Source organism: Kocuria sp. TGY1127_2 (assembly GCF_013394385.1).
Lineage (GTDB): Bacteria > Actinomycetota > Actinomycetes > Actinomycetales > Micrococcaceae > Rothia.
In genome coordinates this window covers 221,415-238,046 of sequence record NZ_AP022834.1, presented here as the reverse complement: position 1 = coordinate 238,046, position 16,632 = coordinate 221,415, and the positions used below count along the sequence as shown (strand labels likewise).

Here is a 16,632-nt window from a genome sequence, read left to right as displayed (position 1 = left end):
CGAAACGTGAAGGAGTCCCCATGGCGCAGTTCTCGCCCCACGAGCTTGCAATCCATCTCAAGGATGGCTTGCTCTCATTCCCCGCGACGGCATTCGGACAGGACGGGGAGCTCGACGAAACCGCTTACCGGCGCCACATCGAGTGGCAGTCCAGCTTCGGCGTCGCAGGCCTTTTCGCGGCCGGCGGCACGGGCGAAGGATTCAGCCTCACTCCCGAGGAGAACGCCAAGGTCACGGATTGGGCGGTTCAATCGACCAGGCCGGAAGTCCCTGTACTCGGCTCGGCGTCCGGATCGACGAAACAAGCGGTCCGTTGCGCCCAGGCCGCCGAAGAGGCCGGCGCCGAAGGCATTCTTCTGTTGCCTCCTTATCTGACCGAATGCGACCAGGACGGTCTGCTCGAACACGCCTCCGCGGTGTGCTCTTCGGTCGACATCGGCGTCATCGTGTACAACCGCGCGAATGCCATTTACTCTGCCGAAACCATTGCCCGTTTAGCCGAAAGGCACCGGAACTTGATCGGGTTCAAGGATGCCGTCGGAAATATCGAGCAGCTCGCGCGGGTCACGGCCCGGAACGGCGACAGGCTCTTCTACCTCGGGGGTCTCCCCACGGCGGAAACTTATGCGCTTCCACTCTTGCAGATGGGCGTCAGCACCTACTCTTCCGCCTTGTTCAATTTCGCGCCGGAATTCGCTCTCGAATTCTACGCCGATGTCCGAAACCTCGATCATTCCTCGGTCCAAGAAAAACTGCGGAACTTCGTTCTGCCGTACCTGGACATCAGGGACCGCGGAAAAGGATATGGAGTCTCGATCATCAAGGCCGGGCTCGAGATCGTCGGCCGCGGATGCGGGCCGGTCCGTCCGCCCTTGCACGACCTCAGACCCCACGATTTCAGCGACCTCGAACATCTGATTCAGACCTCGAACGTCGCGGACGTTCGCACCCCTCAGGAAGGTGAAACACGATGACCAACACCCTCAACGGAAATTCACTGATCAACGGCGAGTGGGTCCCCGGGAGCGAAGGAGAAATCAAAGCTCTCAATCCGGCCACGGAAGAACACCTTGAACCGGTGTTTTCACTGATCGGCGCCGACCAACTCGATGCAGCGGCTCAGGCCGCTCACGAGGCTTTCCCGGGGTACAGCGCCACGGATCCCACGGAGCGAGCCGACTTCTTGGATCTCATCGTCGCCAACCTGGAGGATCGCAGGGAAGCCATCGTCGACCGCGCGAAGCAAGAGACGGGACTCACCGAAGCAAGACTCAACGGTGAGCTGTCCAGGACCTCGAATCAACTTCGGCTCTTCGCGACGGTGGTTCGCTCCGGGTCCTTCCACCGGGTTCGGATCGACCCCGCACTGCCCGAGCGGGAGCCAGCTCCACGGGCGGATATCCGGCAACGCATGGTCCCCCTGGGTCCTGTGGCCGTATTCGGGGCCAGCAACTTCCCGTTGGCCTTTTCAACGGCCGGCGGAGACACTGCTTCGGCGCTGGCCGCCGGTTGCCCCGTGCTCTTCAAAGCACATAACGCGCACCCTGGCACGGCAGAATTGGTAGCCCAGGCGATCCACGAAGCCATCACGGAGCTGGGTCTGCCAGCGGGCACCTTTTCTCTCGTGTACGGCCCCGGCGCAAAGATCGGCCAGCGGCTCGTCGCGGATCCGCGGATCACGGCCGTCGGCTTCACGGGCTCCCGCTCGGGCGGATTGGCCATTGCCCGGACCGCCTTCGAACGCGCTCGCCCCATCCCGGTATATGCGGAAATGAGCTCCATCAATCCCGTGGTTGTCTTGCCGGGTGCACTGGAATCGGCCTCTGATCTGGCCGAGGGATTCGTCGGCTCCGTCACGGGTTCGTCGGGGCAGCTCTGCACCGTGCCCGGTCTGATTTTCGTTCCGGAAGGCCCGGAGGGAGACAAATTCGTCTCTCGGACGGTCGAACTCGTTGACGCCGCCGTCGGCCAGACCATGTTGACACCCTCGATCGCCAAGTCCTGGGCCGAAGGAGTCGAGCACATGTCGGCTCAGAGCGGCGTCCAGATCGTGGCCCGCGGGCAGGACGGCCAGGGTTCCAACGCCCCCGGACCGGTGCTGTTCGAAACGAATGCGGAAACACTCCTGGTCAACGCCGAGTTGCAGAAGGAAATCTTCGGAGCGGCCTCGTTGATCGTCCGGTACCGGGAACCGGCTCAGCTTCAGGAAGCCGTGGCAAAGGTCGAAGGCCAGTTGACCGTGACGGTCCACGCGACGGAGGCGGATCACGATGACGTCGCCGCTCTGGTGCCTCGGCTGGAGAATTTGGCGGGCCGCATCCTGTACGGAGGGTGGCCAACCGGAGTCGAGGTCGGGCACGCCATGGTGCACGGCGGTCCTTTCCCCGCCACGAGCGATTCCCGCACGACGTCCGTGGGGACCTTGGCCATCGAACGTTTCCTCCGGCCCGTGGCCTACCAGGACTTCCCTCAGGACCTGCTTCCCGCCCCGGCTACGGATGCCAACCCGTGGGATGTCAGCCAGTCGATTGACGGCAAGTGAGCCGCCCGAAAGCGAGGAAATTGCCATGACACCTACTTCCGCACCCGTCGTCCGGCAGGTCGAAGTCATCCCGGTGGCCGGTCACGACTCGATGCTGCTCAACCTCTCCGGAGCCCACGCCCCTTTCTTCACCCGGAACATCGTGGTGATCACGGACAGCGAAGGCCGCACCGGCCTGGGCGAAGTTCCCGGTGGGGAGCCAATCCGGTCCACTATCGAGCAAGCGTCCGAACTCCTGACCGGTCAACCGATCACCCGGTACAAGAGTCTCCTCCGCCAAGTTGCTGCACGCTTCGCGGGCCAGGACGTGGCCGGACGGGGGAATCAGACCTTCGACCAACGCGTCACGATCCACGCCGTCACCGCTCTGGAATCCGCCCTGCTGGACGTGAATGGCCAATTTCTCGGCGTTCCCGTCGCCGAGCTCCTGGGCGACGGTCAGCAGCGGGACAGCGTTCCGATGTTGGGGTATCTCTTCTATGTGGGAGACCCGGACAAGACCGACCTTCCATATCTTCGGGAGCCTACGGCGACCGGTTGGGATAGGTTGCGGCGTGAAGAGGCCGTTTCGCCGGAGTCCGTCGTCGAGCTCGCCAAAGCGGCTCAGCAGAAATACGGATTCAAGGACTTCAAGCTCAAAGGAGGTGCCCTTCCGGGCGACCAAGAGGTCGAGACCATCAAGGCCCTGAGCAAGGAGTTCCCGGAGGCGCGAATCACCCTCGACCCCAATGGTGGTTGGCCGCTTGAGGATGCGATCCGGTACGGACGGGAAATGGCGGGCCACATCGCCTATGCGGAAGACCCGTGCGGGGCCGAGGGCCGTTTTTCGGGTCGAGAGGTCATGGCGGAATTCCGTCGTGCAACGGGACTACGCACCGCGACGAACATGATCGCGACCGATTGGCGAGAGATGGCACATGCGATCCGGGAAGCGTCCGTCGACATCCCTCTCGCGGACCCGCATTTCTGGACCATGTCCGGGTCCACACGCGTTGCACAGCTTTGCCACGATTTCGGACTGACGTGGGGATCTCATTCCAACAACCACTTCGATATTTCACTAGCGATGTTCACCCAGGTCGGCGCTGCCGCACCGGGCGAAATCACGGCCTTGGACACGCACTGGATCTGGCAGGATGGTCAGCACTTGACCACCCGCCCGTTCAAGATTTCCGAAGGACAGATCCGCGTTCCGGATACCCCCGGGCTGGGGGTGGAGATCGACCGCGAGCGACTCGAGGCGGCGCATCAGTTGTACCTCGAACACGGATTGGGCACCCGCGACGACGCTGCCTCGATGCGGTATCTCGTCCCCGGTTGGACCTTCGATGCCAAGCGCCCGGCCCTCGACCGATAGGAACTCATCATGAACTCTTCTCAGGATTCGATCCGGCACGTCGCGCTCTCCAGCGTCAGGTTGCCGCTGGACGTGCCGATTTCCGATGCCAAAGTCTTCACGGGCCGGCAAAAGCCCATGACCGAGGTGATCTTCCTTTTCGCTGAGATCACCTCCGAACAGGGGCTCCAGGGGATCGGCTTCAGCTATTCGAAGCGGGCCGGCGGGCCGGCGCAGTACGCTCACGCGAAAGAGGTCGCTGAAGGACTTCTGGGCGAGGACCCGAGCGATATCGCCAAGATCTACACCAAGTTGCTCTGGGCGGGGGCCTCCGTGGGACGCTCCGGGGTCGCGACCCAGGCCCTGGCCGCGGTCGATATCGCCCTCCACGATCTCAAAGCGAAGAGGGCAGGGCTGCCTCTGGCGAAACTGTTGGGCTCCCACCGGGATGCGGTGCGGACCTACAACACTTCCGGTGGGTTCTTGAACGCCTCGATCGGCGAGGTCAAGGACCGTGCCACTCGTTCCATCGAAGAGGGGATCGGCGGCATCAAGATCAAGGTTGGTCTTCCGGATTCGGCGGAAGACCTGCGCCGGGTTGCCGCGGTGAGAGAGCACATCGGTCCCGATGTGCCGCTGATGGTCGACGCCAACCAGCAATGGGACAGGCCAACGGCCCTGCGCATGGGACGCCGCCTCGAGGAATTCGACCTCACGTGGATCGAGGAACCCTTGGACGCCTACGACGTCGAAGGGCATGCGGAGCTGGCTCGCTCACTGGATACTCCCATTGCGACGGGCGAAATGTTGGCTTCCGTGGCGGAGCACGAGCGCCTCATCGACAACCGCGCGTGCGACATCATCCAACCGGACTGCCCCAGGGTCGGAGGCGTGACGCAATTCCAGAGGCTGCTGACTCTGGCGGACCAGAGAGGCCTGGATTTGGCCCCGCATTTTGCGATGGAGATTCATCTTCATCTGGCTCCGACCTATCCTCGCGAGCCATGGGTCGAACATTTCGATTGGCTCGATCCCCTGTTCAACGAACGATTGGAAACCAGGGACGGAAGGATGATCGTTCCTGATCGTCCCGGTTTGGGGGTCACTTTCAGCGATCAGGCCCGGGTATGGACCACGGATTCCGTCGAATTCGGCGTCAAGTAGCCCGACCCTTTTCACCATTCCGCAACGGCCGCCGTATCCCGACACGGCGGCCGTTGTCTTACGCGGCGAGCGCGTCACAGAAGGACCCAAAAGATCCATCTCTGGCGCGGGAACCTGCGGGGATGGCACTCTGAAAAACCAAGAAATCGCCGCATGTGACCTTTCGCCCGTGGCCCTACGGACCTCGTGCGCTGAGCCGGCCCTAACACCGATGCCATCGTGAGGACCAGCCCTGAAGAACCTCAATAGAACCGCCCTGACCCAACTGACCAAAGTCTCCCGGTACCCGCACCTGATCTCGGGACCGCGCCGTCGCCCCAAATTCGACCGACATCTCGCGTATCTGCTAGTGCTCCAGGCCGGTGCATTGAACGCCATCGGGTTCATGGCCCTGGGCCTTTACACCTCCCACATGAGCGGGATGGTTGCCGATATTGCCCATCACGTCATGCGCGCCGAAATCGGCCTCCTGCTCACGGGCCTACTGGCCGTCGGCTCCTTCACGGCCGGGACCATGGCGTGCACCATTATCTTCACCTGGGCCAAAAGAAGACGGCTGGCTAGCAGGTATGCGAATGTCCTCGTCTTCGAGGCAGTGCTCATCCTGATCGTCGGGATTCTCGCCAGCGATCTGGAGCACTTCAACCAAGAACTCATCATCGTGCCGCCGTTGTGCTTCGCCATGGGTCTGCAAAACGCTCTCATCACCAAAATCCGCGACTTCCCCGTTCGCACCACCCACGTGACGGGAATGATCACCGATCTGGGTGTTGAGGTCGGAACTTGGGTCTACGGACGTTTTTCGCGCAGCGGTCCCCCGGTTCGGCTAGACCCGGAAAAGGCCACGGTTCTGGCCCTTTTGATCATGTTGTTCTTGGTCGGCGGTGGCATCGGAATCGCAGGCTTCTGGCTCTTCGACTTCCGTGCCCTGATCATCGGTGCCCTGGTCGTTCTGCTGCTGTCCCTGCCTCCGAGCATCCGCGATCTCTCCCGGGTTGGGTTGAGGCCCCGCCGTCGGGCACAAGACCAAGCGGTCTGATGCCGACCCCAGAACCATGAAGATCCGACGACGAGGTCTTCGTCATAACGGATGACCTGTTGATCAAGGCACGCCTCATTCCCCGGCCGCACCACGACGTCGCCGCGACCAGACAATTGCAAGGACGATACAGACGGCAATACTGACTATCGAGGCGGCCGCACTCATCAAGGAAACAGCCACGCCCATGGACAGCCAGGACGTCAGAATGCCGACTGCAATCGCCGGCACGCCCGCACCCATGTAGAACACCAGGTACAGCGCCGCGTTCACGCCGCCACGGAACTCGGACGGTGTGATGCCGTCCAGCATCGCTGAGGCACCTCCGTAGGCCAGCCCATGCCCGGCGCCAGCAAATACCGCGGACCCGAGAACGACATCAAGACTCGTTCCGCCGTCGAGAGCCAATACGCCGAGGCTCGCGCCGATCAGACCCAAGCCCATGATCTGCATTCGAATCGGATTGATGCCCACGATCAAAGGTTGGGTTGCCATGGAAAACAACAACATTGCGCCGAGGACCCCGCCCGTCATCGCCGTCGTGGCGTCGGAAACGGCTCGTTCCAAGACTGTGGGAATTGTGGCGAGAAAGATTCCGGCCCCGGTCCAGGCCAAGAACCCGGTCGTCGCCGCCGCCATGAACAGCCGCCGAATCTGACGCGGAACCCGTGGTGCGGTCGGTCGCCACCGGCGCAGGGAAGTCATCCCGACACGTGGCATCCGAAGCACTAGAATCCAGCAACCTGCCAAGAATCCGAAGTGGACGAGATAAGGCAGCGACTCCGGAAGCGGGGCCCATTCGGTCAGGACGCCCGAGAAGAAAGGACCGGCAGCTGTCCCACCCACGAATGCCATGGTGGCAAGAACCGAGGCCCACACTTTGTGCTTGTTCTCACGCCCCGCAGAGCTTTCGATGACGCACGCCGTGGCCGGTCCGGTAACCGCGCCGAGAGCCATACCGTGGAAAGCGCGGCCCAAGAACAGCCAGAAGACGCTCCCGACGTAGAGGAAACAGGCTGAACCTGCCGCCGCCAGCACGATGCTGGCAAGCAGGACCGTGCGTCGCCCCACAACGTCGGATGCCGGGCCGAAGAGCAACAAGGATGGGACGCTGACCAGCGCGAACATTGCATAGACCATGATCAGGGTCAGATCGCTGAAACCGAGATCCGCTTGGTATCCGGGGTAGAGCGGAGTCGGGATGTATGCGCCGGCAGTCAGGACGAGAAGCAAAACGACACCGGTGAGCACGTTACGCGTGGTGCTCGGGAGACGTTTGCCTGCGGCACTTGGGGACGCTGCGGAGGAAGCATCGTTTGGGACCAGCGAATGACTGGTCAAGCGCTCGCTCGGAAAGGGGTGGATCATGCCTCAACTATCCGAGAATTTATTGTTGAAGAGAAGCAAACATTTTTCGACGAAACCGTATAAAATAATTGCATGATCGACCCGCGGTTGCGCGTGCTCCAATTAGTGGCACACCACGGAACAGTCACTGCCGTCGCCAAGAGCCTGAACTACACGCCTTCGGCAGTCTCGCACCAGTTGCGTCAGCTCTCGGAAGACCTCGGGGTAACCCTTCTGGTGCAGTCTGGTCGCGGCATTCGACTGACCAGCGCAGCGCACACGGTCTTGCGCCACGCAGCGGTGATGTTTGCCCAGGAAGAGCGGGCTCGCGCCGAGCTCACTGCGGATCCGGAGCAGGTCACGGGATCTTTCACGATGTGTGGGTTCTCCACGGCTGCAACCCGGCTCCTCCCCCAGGCCGCGGCCCAGTTGCGCGGGGATTTTCCGGAAACCACGGTGCGGGTCATCGAGGCCGAACCGGCTCGGTGCTTCGACCTTCTGCTTTCGGCAGACGCGGACCTGGCGTTGTACACGGCGACGTCGATGACACCTTCCTCCTCGGACCCTCGTTTCGATCAGGTTCACCTGGTGGATGACCCCTTGGATCTGGTCGTTCCGCAAGATCACCCGCTGGCTCGGAGAAAATCGGTTGAGCTATCGGACGCTGCCGAGGAGCCGTGGATTGTGGGTCGCCCGGACAGCGCCTATTACCATCTCGTGATCGCAGCATGCATGAACGCGGGCTTCTCACCCAACGTGGCTCATCAGGCCGATGAATGGGAGACCGGCACCGCATTGGTGGCCCACGGTTTCGGGGTCATCCTCGTTCCCAAATTGGCGCGTCTTCATGCGGATTGGCCGGTCACGCGCGTACCCCTCCGCGGGGATCCCGCACCGACCCGCCGCATCTTCAGCGCCACGCGAAGCGGTGCCCGGGGGCACCCTCTGATCACAGCGGCATTGGACGCTCTTCCGGTCTCCCGGCTCCTCTAGTTCGGCGGTCGTCCGGATGGTAGCAGGCGATTACGGGACCCTATGTGTCCATTCCTCGGTTTCGAACTTCTCCTCGACGAGCCGACGACCGGCATCGAGATCTTCCGAAGACAACGTGGCCCACTCGGCGCCTGTGCGCGTCTGGAAAGTCTGCCCCATGGTCTGGATGATTCCTTCGCGGCTCTCGCCGGTCTGGCGGCGCAACGGGTCCACACGTTTCTTGGCACTGCGAATGCCTTTGTCGGAAATCTTCGCTTTGCCGATTCGGAGTACTTCAGTCATCTTGTCGGCATCGATGTCGTAGGACATGGTCACGTGGTGCAGGATCGCACCGCTCACCCGTTTCTGGGCCGCGCCGCCGATCTTTCCGCCCGAGGACGTGATGTCGTTGATGGGCTTGTACCAAGCATTGACGCCCAGTTCCCTGAGGGCTTGAAGGACCCACTGATCGAGAAAGACATAGGATTGCTCATAGCTCAGCCCGGCCACCAGGGAAGCCGGCGCATAGAGCGAGTAGGTCACACAGTTGCCGCCCTCCATGAACATGGCGCCGCCGCCGGATATGCGACGCACGACGTCGATCCCGTGCTTCTCGACGCCTTCCGGATGCAACTCATTCATATACGACTGGAAGGACCCGATGACCGTTGCCCTGTCCTCCCAATCCCAGAAACGAAGAGTCGGGCCCCTTCTCCCCGAGGCCACTTCGTCGAGCAAATACTGGTCCAGAGCGACGTTCAGGCTCGTCGGAAGGGGCCCGGGCCGCAGCATGCTCCACTCGAAGTCGCCGAAGTCCTTCGCTCCGGTAATCGCGCGCCGAACCACCAGGGCGACGTCACCGGTGGAGAATCCGTGAAGATCCAGGTCCTCGCCGAATGGAGCGAGCGCGGCGTCGAGGCGGGCCGTGAGCGTGGCACCGTCGTCGGAAGCAGATGAACCGACCAATGCGGGTGCGAGCTCGAAGAACGCCTCCTCGGGTTCCAAGAAGAAGTCCCCGGAAATCGTGGCGTCAGTAATACGCTCGCCGTCGGTGGTCACATCGGCGACGACGAGCTTGCCGCCGGCAACTTTGTGTTCTGCATGAAAAGTCTGGTCAGCCATGAACTCAGCCTACGCACGCCGCATCCCCACCGCCACAGAGGCGATAGGCCGTAAGATACATCACAGGAATCGACGTCCACCCGATATTGCGAGGCACCCTGTGAGCACATCCAGAAAACCGGCCCAAGGCGATCTTCCAGAGGATCGGACGGAACAATTGGATCTTCATATTCCGCAGACGTCGGATCTTCAGGACCTGCACCGTCTGTATTCGGATCCCCGGGTCTGGAGCCACCTGCCGAGCGGTCGCTTCGCAGACATCGAAACCACGGAAGAAGTCCTCTCCGGGTGGATTTCCGCGTGGGAATCAGGTCTTGGAACGTGGGTGGCCCGCGAAAATGGCACAACGGTCGGCCACGGCGGCTGCGCTCTCCGCCAGAACACTTTCTGGAATCTCGGATACCGGTTCGCTCCGGAAGCCCAAGGGCGGGGATTCGCGACGGAGCTTTCCCTCAGAGCCGTAGAAAGGGCACGCGAGTTACGCCCTGATCTGCCGATCGTGGCATATCTGCTCGAACACAACGAGGCCTCAGCGGCCGTCGCCCGGAAGGTTGGACTGACCCTTCAACACCGTGGGCCTGACGCGGGCAATCCGGACCCGACGGCGATTCGGCTGGTTTTCGCAGATCGCACCCTCGACTCGACAGAGCTGGCCGCCACGATGAGATGATCCACCAGGTCTCGCGATCGCTTGCCGGGGCGATGCCTGGAGGTTGGCCCATAGCCTCTTGCCCCATGTTTGAATGTTCGCATGTGCACCGACCTGCCTCTCGTAGAATTCGCATCCCCAGGGCCTTTGCGAGATCAACTCATTGCCGCCATCAGGACCGGCGCAAAAAGCACAACCAGTTCTCTCGTTCGCGAATACGACGTGGGAGGCGAGCCGTTGCCCGTCGCCGGGCAACAAGGCGTCGTCATCGATTCCGAGGGGCACAAGCTGTTCGTCATCGAAACGACCGAGGTCAAAATTGCCCCTTTCCGAGACGTCCCACTGGAACACGCCATCGGCGAGGGCGAGGGATACGAAACGGTTGCCCAATGGCGTGAAGGCCATGCGGCGTACTGGAATTCGGACGAGGTGTCCTCGGTGTTGGGGAAAGACTTCATCATCGACGATTCGACCCCCGTGGTGATGGAACGATTCCACGTTGTCAGGCCAGGTGAGACCCACAGACCTACTGATACGTGACGATCCACGGCTTGGGGTCTACCTGGTAAGTCTGTTCCGGCGTGAACGTCGGCGTGTCCTCATCGTAGAAGTTCTTCCAGGACATGTAGATGTTTTGCGGCAGCCCTTCCTGCAACGCTGACCACGTTTGCTCCTTGAGGTCGGGCGTCCCGTGCCCATCCGCATGCAGGGTGATGCCGAGCTCAGGATGGGAAGTATTGACACTCTCCCGCTGAGTGATCATGGAGCCCGCGAATTGATGAATGACCACGGCCTTCTGCGGCAGGTCTTCCCGGCGGGTCAGATCGGCAACGTAATCCAGCGATTCATTGATCTCCGAAGCGTCTACGGAACCGATTTGCCCCAAAGGCTTCTGACCTGGCTGCAGCCGCCACTCCGGATCGAGACCGACGCCGACGTTCGGATCCTTCAGCAGCTCCTGGTATTCCTTGATTTGGCTCGTGAAGTCTTGTTGTCCGGGCTGAAAATCGAGAATCACGTAGACCCCATTTTTCTTGGCCGCGTCCAGTAACGGTTTGAGTTCGCTGGGAGAAAGCTCATTGGAATAGTCCCCGTCATCCCCGGGGACGGCGTCCGCAACGGAGGCGATGACCTCGAAAGCCGGAATGACCGGTTCCTCGCTGTACGGTTGATACTTCTCAGCAAGGTTCTTGACCCGCTCCACGGACGCGGCAGGATCCTGCTCACCGAGAGCCCCCAGCGCCGGATTTCCGGGAGCTCCGTACAGTGCAACCATACGGCGATCAGGGAATACGGTCTTTCCGCCGCCAATGAGTTCGGGCGGCTTGTCCTTTTCTCCGCCCGCCGGCGATTCCGAAGAACCTTCCGAGGCTCCGGAAGACGAGGATTCGGCGTCGCCCCCGGAAACGGAGGAACACCCTCCGAGGAGGATAGACGACGTGACGAGAAGCGACGCAGAAACGAAGGCAGGCAGAGTAATCCCATTTTTGGACATGATGTGGTTCCCCAGGTGGAGTGCAAAGTGGTTCTGAGCCCAAACTACCGACGAAAACAGAGATGGCAAAACGGGCACCCGGGCAGAAATAACCCAGGACAGCCACCCTCTCAATCCCATCTGACTAGGGAAAACGTTATCGACGAGTGAATTCATTCGCATGAGTGTGACGTAGGAGAAACACTTTAGGGAACCATCGGTTAACTATATTAAAACTTAGATAAGCGCACCACATATACCGGCAGACGGGCGATATTTCAACCTATTAAATCCCGGAGTTGAACTCGAGGAATGACCACACCTTCGCGGCCATCGCACAATAGAGCCACCATGCCATTGACCAACGCAACCTATTACAAATTGATAATTACGAGCGATTCTCCGCAATCAACAAATCTTCGGGCAAACGTTGACGCAGGACGCATTTCATTCGTACCGTCAAAAATGCCCGAAACACCCAAAACAAACGGTAAGGAATTCAAAGATGAATAACTTCAAACGCAGGTTCGTTGCTGGTGCCGCTATCGCTTCATTGGCCACCGGTGCGATGGCCGGAGCCGCAAATGCAACCACAACCGCAGCACCGGAAAGCGCAGGCAACGCCCAGGCCTCGACCCAAGCCCAGCACAAGTTCCAGTACATCAGCCAGGTACAGGGCCAGGCTTCGCAGTACAACGACTGCGGCCCGGCCTCCATCCTGATGGCCCTGCTGCAGAATGACGGAAAATTGCCGAGCAAGTATTCCGACTCGGACCAGAGCGCCGCCATGACCCAGATCCGGGAGGAAGCCGGGCGTGGCAATTCCGAGTTCCTGCAGAGCGATGACGTCGCCACGATTCTCAGTAATCACGGTGTCAAGGGAACGGCACACGTGAACGCCAATGCCACCGACGCAATCGCAAGCATCAAAGACGGCAAACAGGCCATCGTACTGACCCAGACAGGCGTTATTTCCGGTGAGGACGCTGCCCCGGGTTACGGACACTTCGTCTACGTCTCCGGATACAACAAGGACAAGGGAACCTTCACGGTCAACGACCCGTTGAAGACATCCAAGAAGTCCTACCAGGCCACCGAAACCCAGCTGACCAACATCATCACCCAGGCCGCCGAGGGGAACACCCCCTGGACATACACGGTCTAGATTTGAGCTGAATTCCCCCCTCCTCGGCCAAGGGGTGTTGAGCGTCGATGTTCGGTCTTCGGGCATCGACGCTCATTGCTCTCTGCCACCAGAGAGAATTCCACATCCCGCCATGCCCGTTCGTTCTTCCGCATTGCCCCGTCCTCCCAGGTTTTCCTCACTTCGTATCCGCCCATCGACTGACGGCCCTGGGTACAGTTGGAAGTCATACCGTTGCCGCGACGCCTGAAGCACGTCTCGCTGATATGAACCACCGAGAGGACGTTCATGACCCAGAACCCGTTCGGGTCCCAACCGGGCCCTAACTTCGAGAAGGATGCGCACACGTACGGTGCACCCGGCATCCATCCGCCGGAAGCTTCGATCCCCTCCCAACCACTCGCTGACGACGTCAGTAACGGTTGGGTGCCCGAGGACTCACGCCAGAGAGCACACAGTCCTTTTCCCGGCCCGTCCTTGTTCTCGCCCCAGTCGCTCCTGGACGAGAGCCTCCGCAAGAAACTTCGGCATCCCGGCGAGATTCCGTGGCTCATCGTGGGGATCTGCTTCACCCTCGCGGCATATACCTTTGCGTTCTGGGTTTTGTTCATCCGCACGTTCATGCCCTTGGTGACGACTCCGACGACGTACGCGGAAGCCGATACGGCGTCGACCTTCGATCAGCTTCTTGCCCTGCTGTGCCTGTTGCCGATCATCATTTTCTTCAGCCGCGGCATGCTGTACGGCCAAATGCGCCTGACGGGCGTGCGCATTACTCCCACGCAATTCCCGGAAGCCTACAAGATGCTCGTCGGCGCGGCGAAAGCCCACGGTCTGCGGCGGGTCCCTGACGCCTATGTGGTCCTCGGCAACGGCACGATCAACGCGTTCGCTTCGGGCCACGGCCATCGGCGCTTCGTCGCGATCTATTCGGACCTTTTCGAGATCGGGGGCCAGGCACGCGACCCCGATGCCCTGCGTTTCATCATCGGTCACGAGGTGGGGCACATCGCCGCAGGCCATACCTCGTATTTCCGGCTCTTGGGCATCTCTGCTTTCCAGAACGTGCCCTTTTTGTCCTCGATTCTTTCCCGCGCGCAGGAGTACACGGCCGATAACTTCGGTTTCCGTTTTTGCCCGCGCGGATCTGAAGGAACCATCCGCACCCTGGCGGCCGGCAAGTACCTGAACAAGGACGTCAATTTCCAAGAGTTCGCGGACCGCGCCGTCTACGAGCGCGGATTGTTTACCTGGCTCGCCAACCTGAATATGTCCCACCCCGCGACGACGTGGCGCGCCCATGCGCTCCGTGACCGGTCCCGCCCGGGAAGGCTCATTTGGCGACCCCGATTCAACCCGGAGAACAATCCGATCTCTATGGTTCCCGCGGCCGAGCCCGCCGCTTCCTGGCCGGACCCGTTGCAAGGCAACTCCTTCATCGACGGTTATCCGGAGAAGCCAGGCAACACCCACTGGGGCGTCAACGTGGTCGAGGACAAGGACATCGCAGATCGGCGCGATCGGCCGATACCCGATCTCCTCGACATTCATTGGGCCGGACCCGGTCGACGTGGTTTCGGAGGCTTCGGAAGTTTTGGAGGACCCAATGGGTCGGGCGGTCCACAAGGCCCACAACCACAGACCCCCTCACCGGTTGAGGGCCCCGGCGGCCCGGGTCCGAAACCGCAGGATACCAACGGCTCTTCGGCTCATGACGGTGGCGACCCGCGTTCCCGTGACGACCGTGGTTACGGTATCGACCCCGGGAACGCCGAGCCCCCATGGCCTCCAAAACCGCCAAAGAATAGCTGACCCGGTATTGCGCCATCCTCTAGCCCCGCCGGGTCACGGCCTCGAGAGACGTTTGGCGTCAGGCGTCGGGGATTAGGCCCCCGACGCTTGACGGTATAAACGCCTCCTGCGTCGATCGACGCTTTCTTGAGAAACGGATTGCATGCTACGCTCTACTCGTTTCTGCCCCCGAGCAAAGGAAATGCATTGGATAGTGCACCTCTCCTCGCAATTCGCTGAGTGAGACCTCGCGTCCGCTCAGCATCATTTCATGCTGAGAGGGATGTTTTATGCCTATCCAACAGAATATTTCCATATCCGGAGTCGACTTCACCTGGCCAGACGGAACCGCCTGTCTGACTGGCATCAACGCAATATACGGTGCAGGGTTCCACGGGCTCATCGGCTCCAACGGCTCCGGAAAATCCACCCTCCTCAGGCTCATCACCGGTGACCTCGAGCCGGCCAGCGGTTCGATCGCCGCGCCGCGCCGGATTTGCGTACTGAGCCAGGACCTGGGTCTCGACACGGCGGCGACGGTCGCAGACTTGTTGGGGATATCCCCAATTCTCAACGCAATCTCCGCGGTAACCGAAGGCGACATAGACCAACGGCACTTCGACCTCATTGGCGACGATTGGGACATCGCCGATCGCGCCCGTGCCGAGATGTACCGTTCCGGGTTGCCGGGAATCGACCTGCGGCGCAACGTGGGGAGCCTCTCCGGCGGACAGGCCGTCAGGACGGCGATTGCCGGAATTCAGGTGGCCAGGCCGGAAGCTCTGATTCTCGACGAACCGACCAACAATCTTGACGCCGACGCCCGCAGTCAGTTGTGGGCTCTCCTGGATCATTTTCGACCCCGGATCCCGATCCTGGTCATCAGCCACGACAGGGCTCTTTTGGAGACCTGCGACTCGATCAGCGAGCTCAGGACCGCAGGCCCTCGGACCGACGCATCAGTCCTCAGACGGTTCGAGGGCGGCCTCTCCACATGGGAGAGTGCCGTCGCAGGAGAGGAAGCCGCCAAGCACCGCGATATTCGAGATGCCCGCGCCGACGCCTCGCGGGAAAAACGCGACCGTATGAACCACCACATCAAGCAGACGAGAGACGAGCGACGCGGAAAGAAGTTCGCCGAGACCAAACGCAAACCGCCCATCGCGCTGGGCGGTGACAAGGAAAAGTCCGAGAAGTCCTCGGCTCGGGCACGTTCCGTCATGGCGGATCGCGAGCGCGCGGCTCTCGGCAGGCTGGCCGATGCCGAGGATTCGCTGCGGCAGACCGAAGGGGTCTACCTCGACCTGCCAGACACCGCCGTCGGCAATGGCGTCAGGATTGTGGAATTACAACTCACCGAGGACCCGACGGCCGAAGAAACCCAGGACGCACCATTGGGAACCGAGGAGCGTCACGTGATCGTGACGGGTCCGGAACACGTGCGCATCGCAGGTCGCAATGGGTCGGGCAAGAGTAGTCTTTTGCACCGCATCGTCGAAGGTCCAAAGAGCACCTCCTCACGACCAGCTCGTTTGCCTGGCATGGGCCGCGTGTACGAGGTCGAGAACAGGGTGGACCGCGTAGGTTTTTTGCCGCAGCGCATCGAACTCGCACCCGAGAAATCCGTACTCTCGACGGTTGCGGCCACCAACCAACGAGCGAGCGAACAGCAGCTCAGGGATGACCTGGCCCGGTTGCTCTTTCGCAGGGACCGAGTCTTCTCCCCGATCAAGACTCTTTCCGGCGGGGAACGTTTCAGGGTTGCCCTGGCTGGAATCCTCTTGTCCGCGCCGGCCCCGCGGTTGCTGATTCTGGATGAGCCGACCAACAATCTGGACATGGCTACCGTCGACTGGCTCGTCAATGCTCTGGAGGGATTCCGCGGAGCGCTGATCGTCGTGAGCCACGACGAAGACTTCCTGGCACGCATCCGAGTGGACCGAACCATCGACTTGGACGAATGAGGACCACAGGTTCTGGTTCAATCCCACCGAGCCGGTCATGATCCACCACCTCTGGCCCACGCGCAGAGGCGACGTCCCGGCCCGGGAC

At 61.2% G+C, this 16,632-nt stretch carries 14 protein-coding genes; 11 read left to right on the top strand and 3 right to left on the bottom strand.

Going from position 1 to position 16,632, the window contains the following annotated elements:
- The first annotated feature begins 20 nt into the window (after window positions 1-20).
- From kdgD to sake_RS01030, 5 genes are all read left to right on the top strand, one after another.
- Window positions 21-974, top strand: a complete 954-nt coding sequence (kdgD, locus tag sake_RS01050) for a 5-dehydro-4-deoxyglucarate dehydratase (RefSeq protein ID WP_129358448.1) — start codon at window positions 21-23, stop codon at window positions 972-974.
- The gene (locus sake_RS01045; RefSeq protein ID WP_178945269.1) at window positions 971-2,542 is read left to right on the top strand and encodes an aldehyde dehydrogenase (NADP(+)); all 1,572 of its coding nucleotides are present in this window, start codon (window positions 971-973) and stop codon (window positions 2,540-2,542) included. The genes kdgD and sake_RS01045 overlap by 4 nt, the downstream gene beginning before the upstream one ends.
- A gap of 25 nt (window positions 2,543-2,567) precedes the next feature.
- The gene (locus sake_RS01040) at window positions 2,568-3,899 is read left to right on the top strand and encodes an enolase C-terminal domain-like protein (protein ID WP_129358446.1); all 1,332 of its coding nucleotides are present in this window, start codon (window positions 2,568-2,570) and stop codon (window positions 3,897-3,899) included.
- A gap of 9 nt (window positions 3,900-3,908) precedes the next feature.
- Window positions 3,909-5,042, top strand: a complete 1,134-nt coding sequence (locus sake_RS01035) for a mandelate racemase/muconate lactonizing enzyme family protein (RefSeq protein WP_178945268.1) — start codon at window positions 3,909-3,911, stop codon at window positions 5,040-5,042.
- 232 nt (window positions 5,043-5,274) lie between these two features.
- On the top strand, window positions 5,275-6,081 hold the full coding sequence (locus sake_RS01030) for a YoaK family protein (RefSeq protein ID WP_371811964.1): 807 nt from the start codon (window positions 5,275-5,277) through the stop codon (window positions 6,079-6,081).
- Window positions 6,082-6,156: 75 nt separating this feature from the next.
- Here the strand turns inward: sake_RS01030 and sake_RS01025 are convergent, their stop codons facing one another.
- The gene (locus tag sake_RS01025) at window positions 6,157-7,449 is read right to left on the bottom strand and encodes an MFS transporter (protein WP_178945267.1); all 1,293 of its coding nucleotides are present in this window, start codon (window positions 7,447-7,449) and stop codon (window positions 6,157-6,159) included.
- A gap of 72 nt (window positions 7,450-7,521) precedes the next feature.
- Here sake_RS01025 and sake_RS01020 point away from each other — a divergent pair, with 72 nt between their 5' ends.
- Window positions 7,522-8,421, top strand: a complete 900-nt coding sequence (locus tag sake_RS01020) for a LysR family transcriptional regulator (protein ID WP_178945266.1) — start codon at window positions 7,522-7,524, stop codon at window positions 8,419-8,421.
- 30 nt (window positions 8,422-8,451) lie between these two features.
- On the opposite strand, the gene sake_RS01015 is transcribed toward sake_RS01020, so the two are convergent.
- On the bottom strand, window positions 8,452-9,522 hold the full coding sequence (locus tag sake_RS01015) for a biotin/lipoate A/B protein ligase family protein (RefSeq protein WP_129358441.1): 1,071 nt from the start codon (window positions 9,520-9,522) through the stop codon (window positions 8,452-8,454).
- Between the two features lie 100 nt (window positions 9,523-9,622).
- Here sake_RS01015 and sake_RS01010 point away from each other — a divergent pair, with 100 nt between their 5' ends.
- On the top strand, window positions 9,623-10,192 hold the full coding sequence (locus tag sake_RS01010; protein ID WP_243155712.1) for a GNAT family N-acetyltransferase: 570 nt from the start codon (window positions 9,623-9,625) through the stop codon (window positions 10,190-10,192).
- A gap of 81 nt (window positions 10,193-10,273) precedes the next feature.
- A complete protein-coding gene (locus sake_RS01005; RefSeq protein ID WP_178945264.1) occupies window positions 10,274-10,711 on the top strand; it encodes an ASCH domain-containing protein in 438 nt (145 codons plus the stop codon).
- Here the strand turns inward: sake_RS01005 and sake_RS01000 are convergent.
- Window positions 10,698-11,666, bottom strand: a complete 969-nt coding sequence (locus tag sake_RS01000; RefSeq protein WP_178945263.1) for a hypothetical protein — start codon at window positions 11,664-11,666, stop codon at window positions 10,698-10,700. The two genes, sake_RS01005 and sake_RS01000, sit on opposite strands and share 14 nt — an antisense overlap.
- A gap of 484 nt (window positions 11,667-12,150) precedes the next feature.
- On the opposite strand from sake_RS01000, the gene sake_RS00995 reads away from it, so the two are divergent.
- From sake_RS00995 to sake_RS00985, 3 genes are all read left to right on the top strand, one after another.
- A complete protein-coding gene (locus tag sake_RS00995; RefSeq protein WP_129358437.1) occupies window positions 12,151-12,810 on the top strand; it encodes a C39 family peptidase in 660 nt (219 codons plus the stop codon).
- Window positions 12,811-13,077: 267 nt separating this feature from the next.
- On the top strand, window positions 13,078-14,601 hold the full coding sequence (locus sake_RS00990) for a M48 family metallopeptidase (protein ID WP_178945262.1): 1,524 nt from the start codon (window positions 13,078-13,080) through the stop codon (window positions 14,599-14,601).
- A gap of 269 nt (window positions 14,602-14,870) precedes the next feature.
- The gene (locus sake_RS00985) at window positions 14,871-16,544 is read left to right on the top strand and encodes an ATP-binding cassette domain-containing protein (RefSeq protein WP_178945261.1); all 1,674 of its coding nucleotides are present in this window, start codon (window positions 14,871-14,873) and stop codon (window positions 16,542-16,544) included.
- Window positions 16,545-16,632 lie beyond the last annotated feature (88 nt).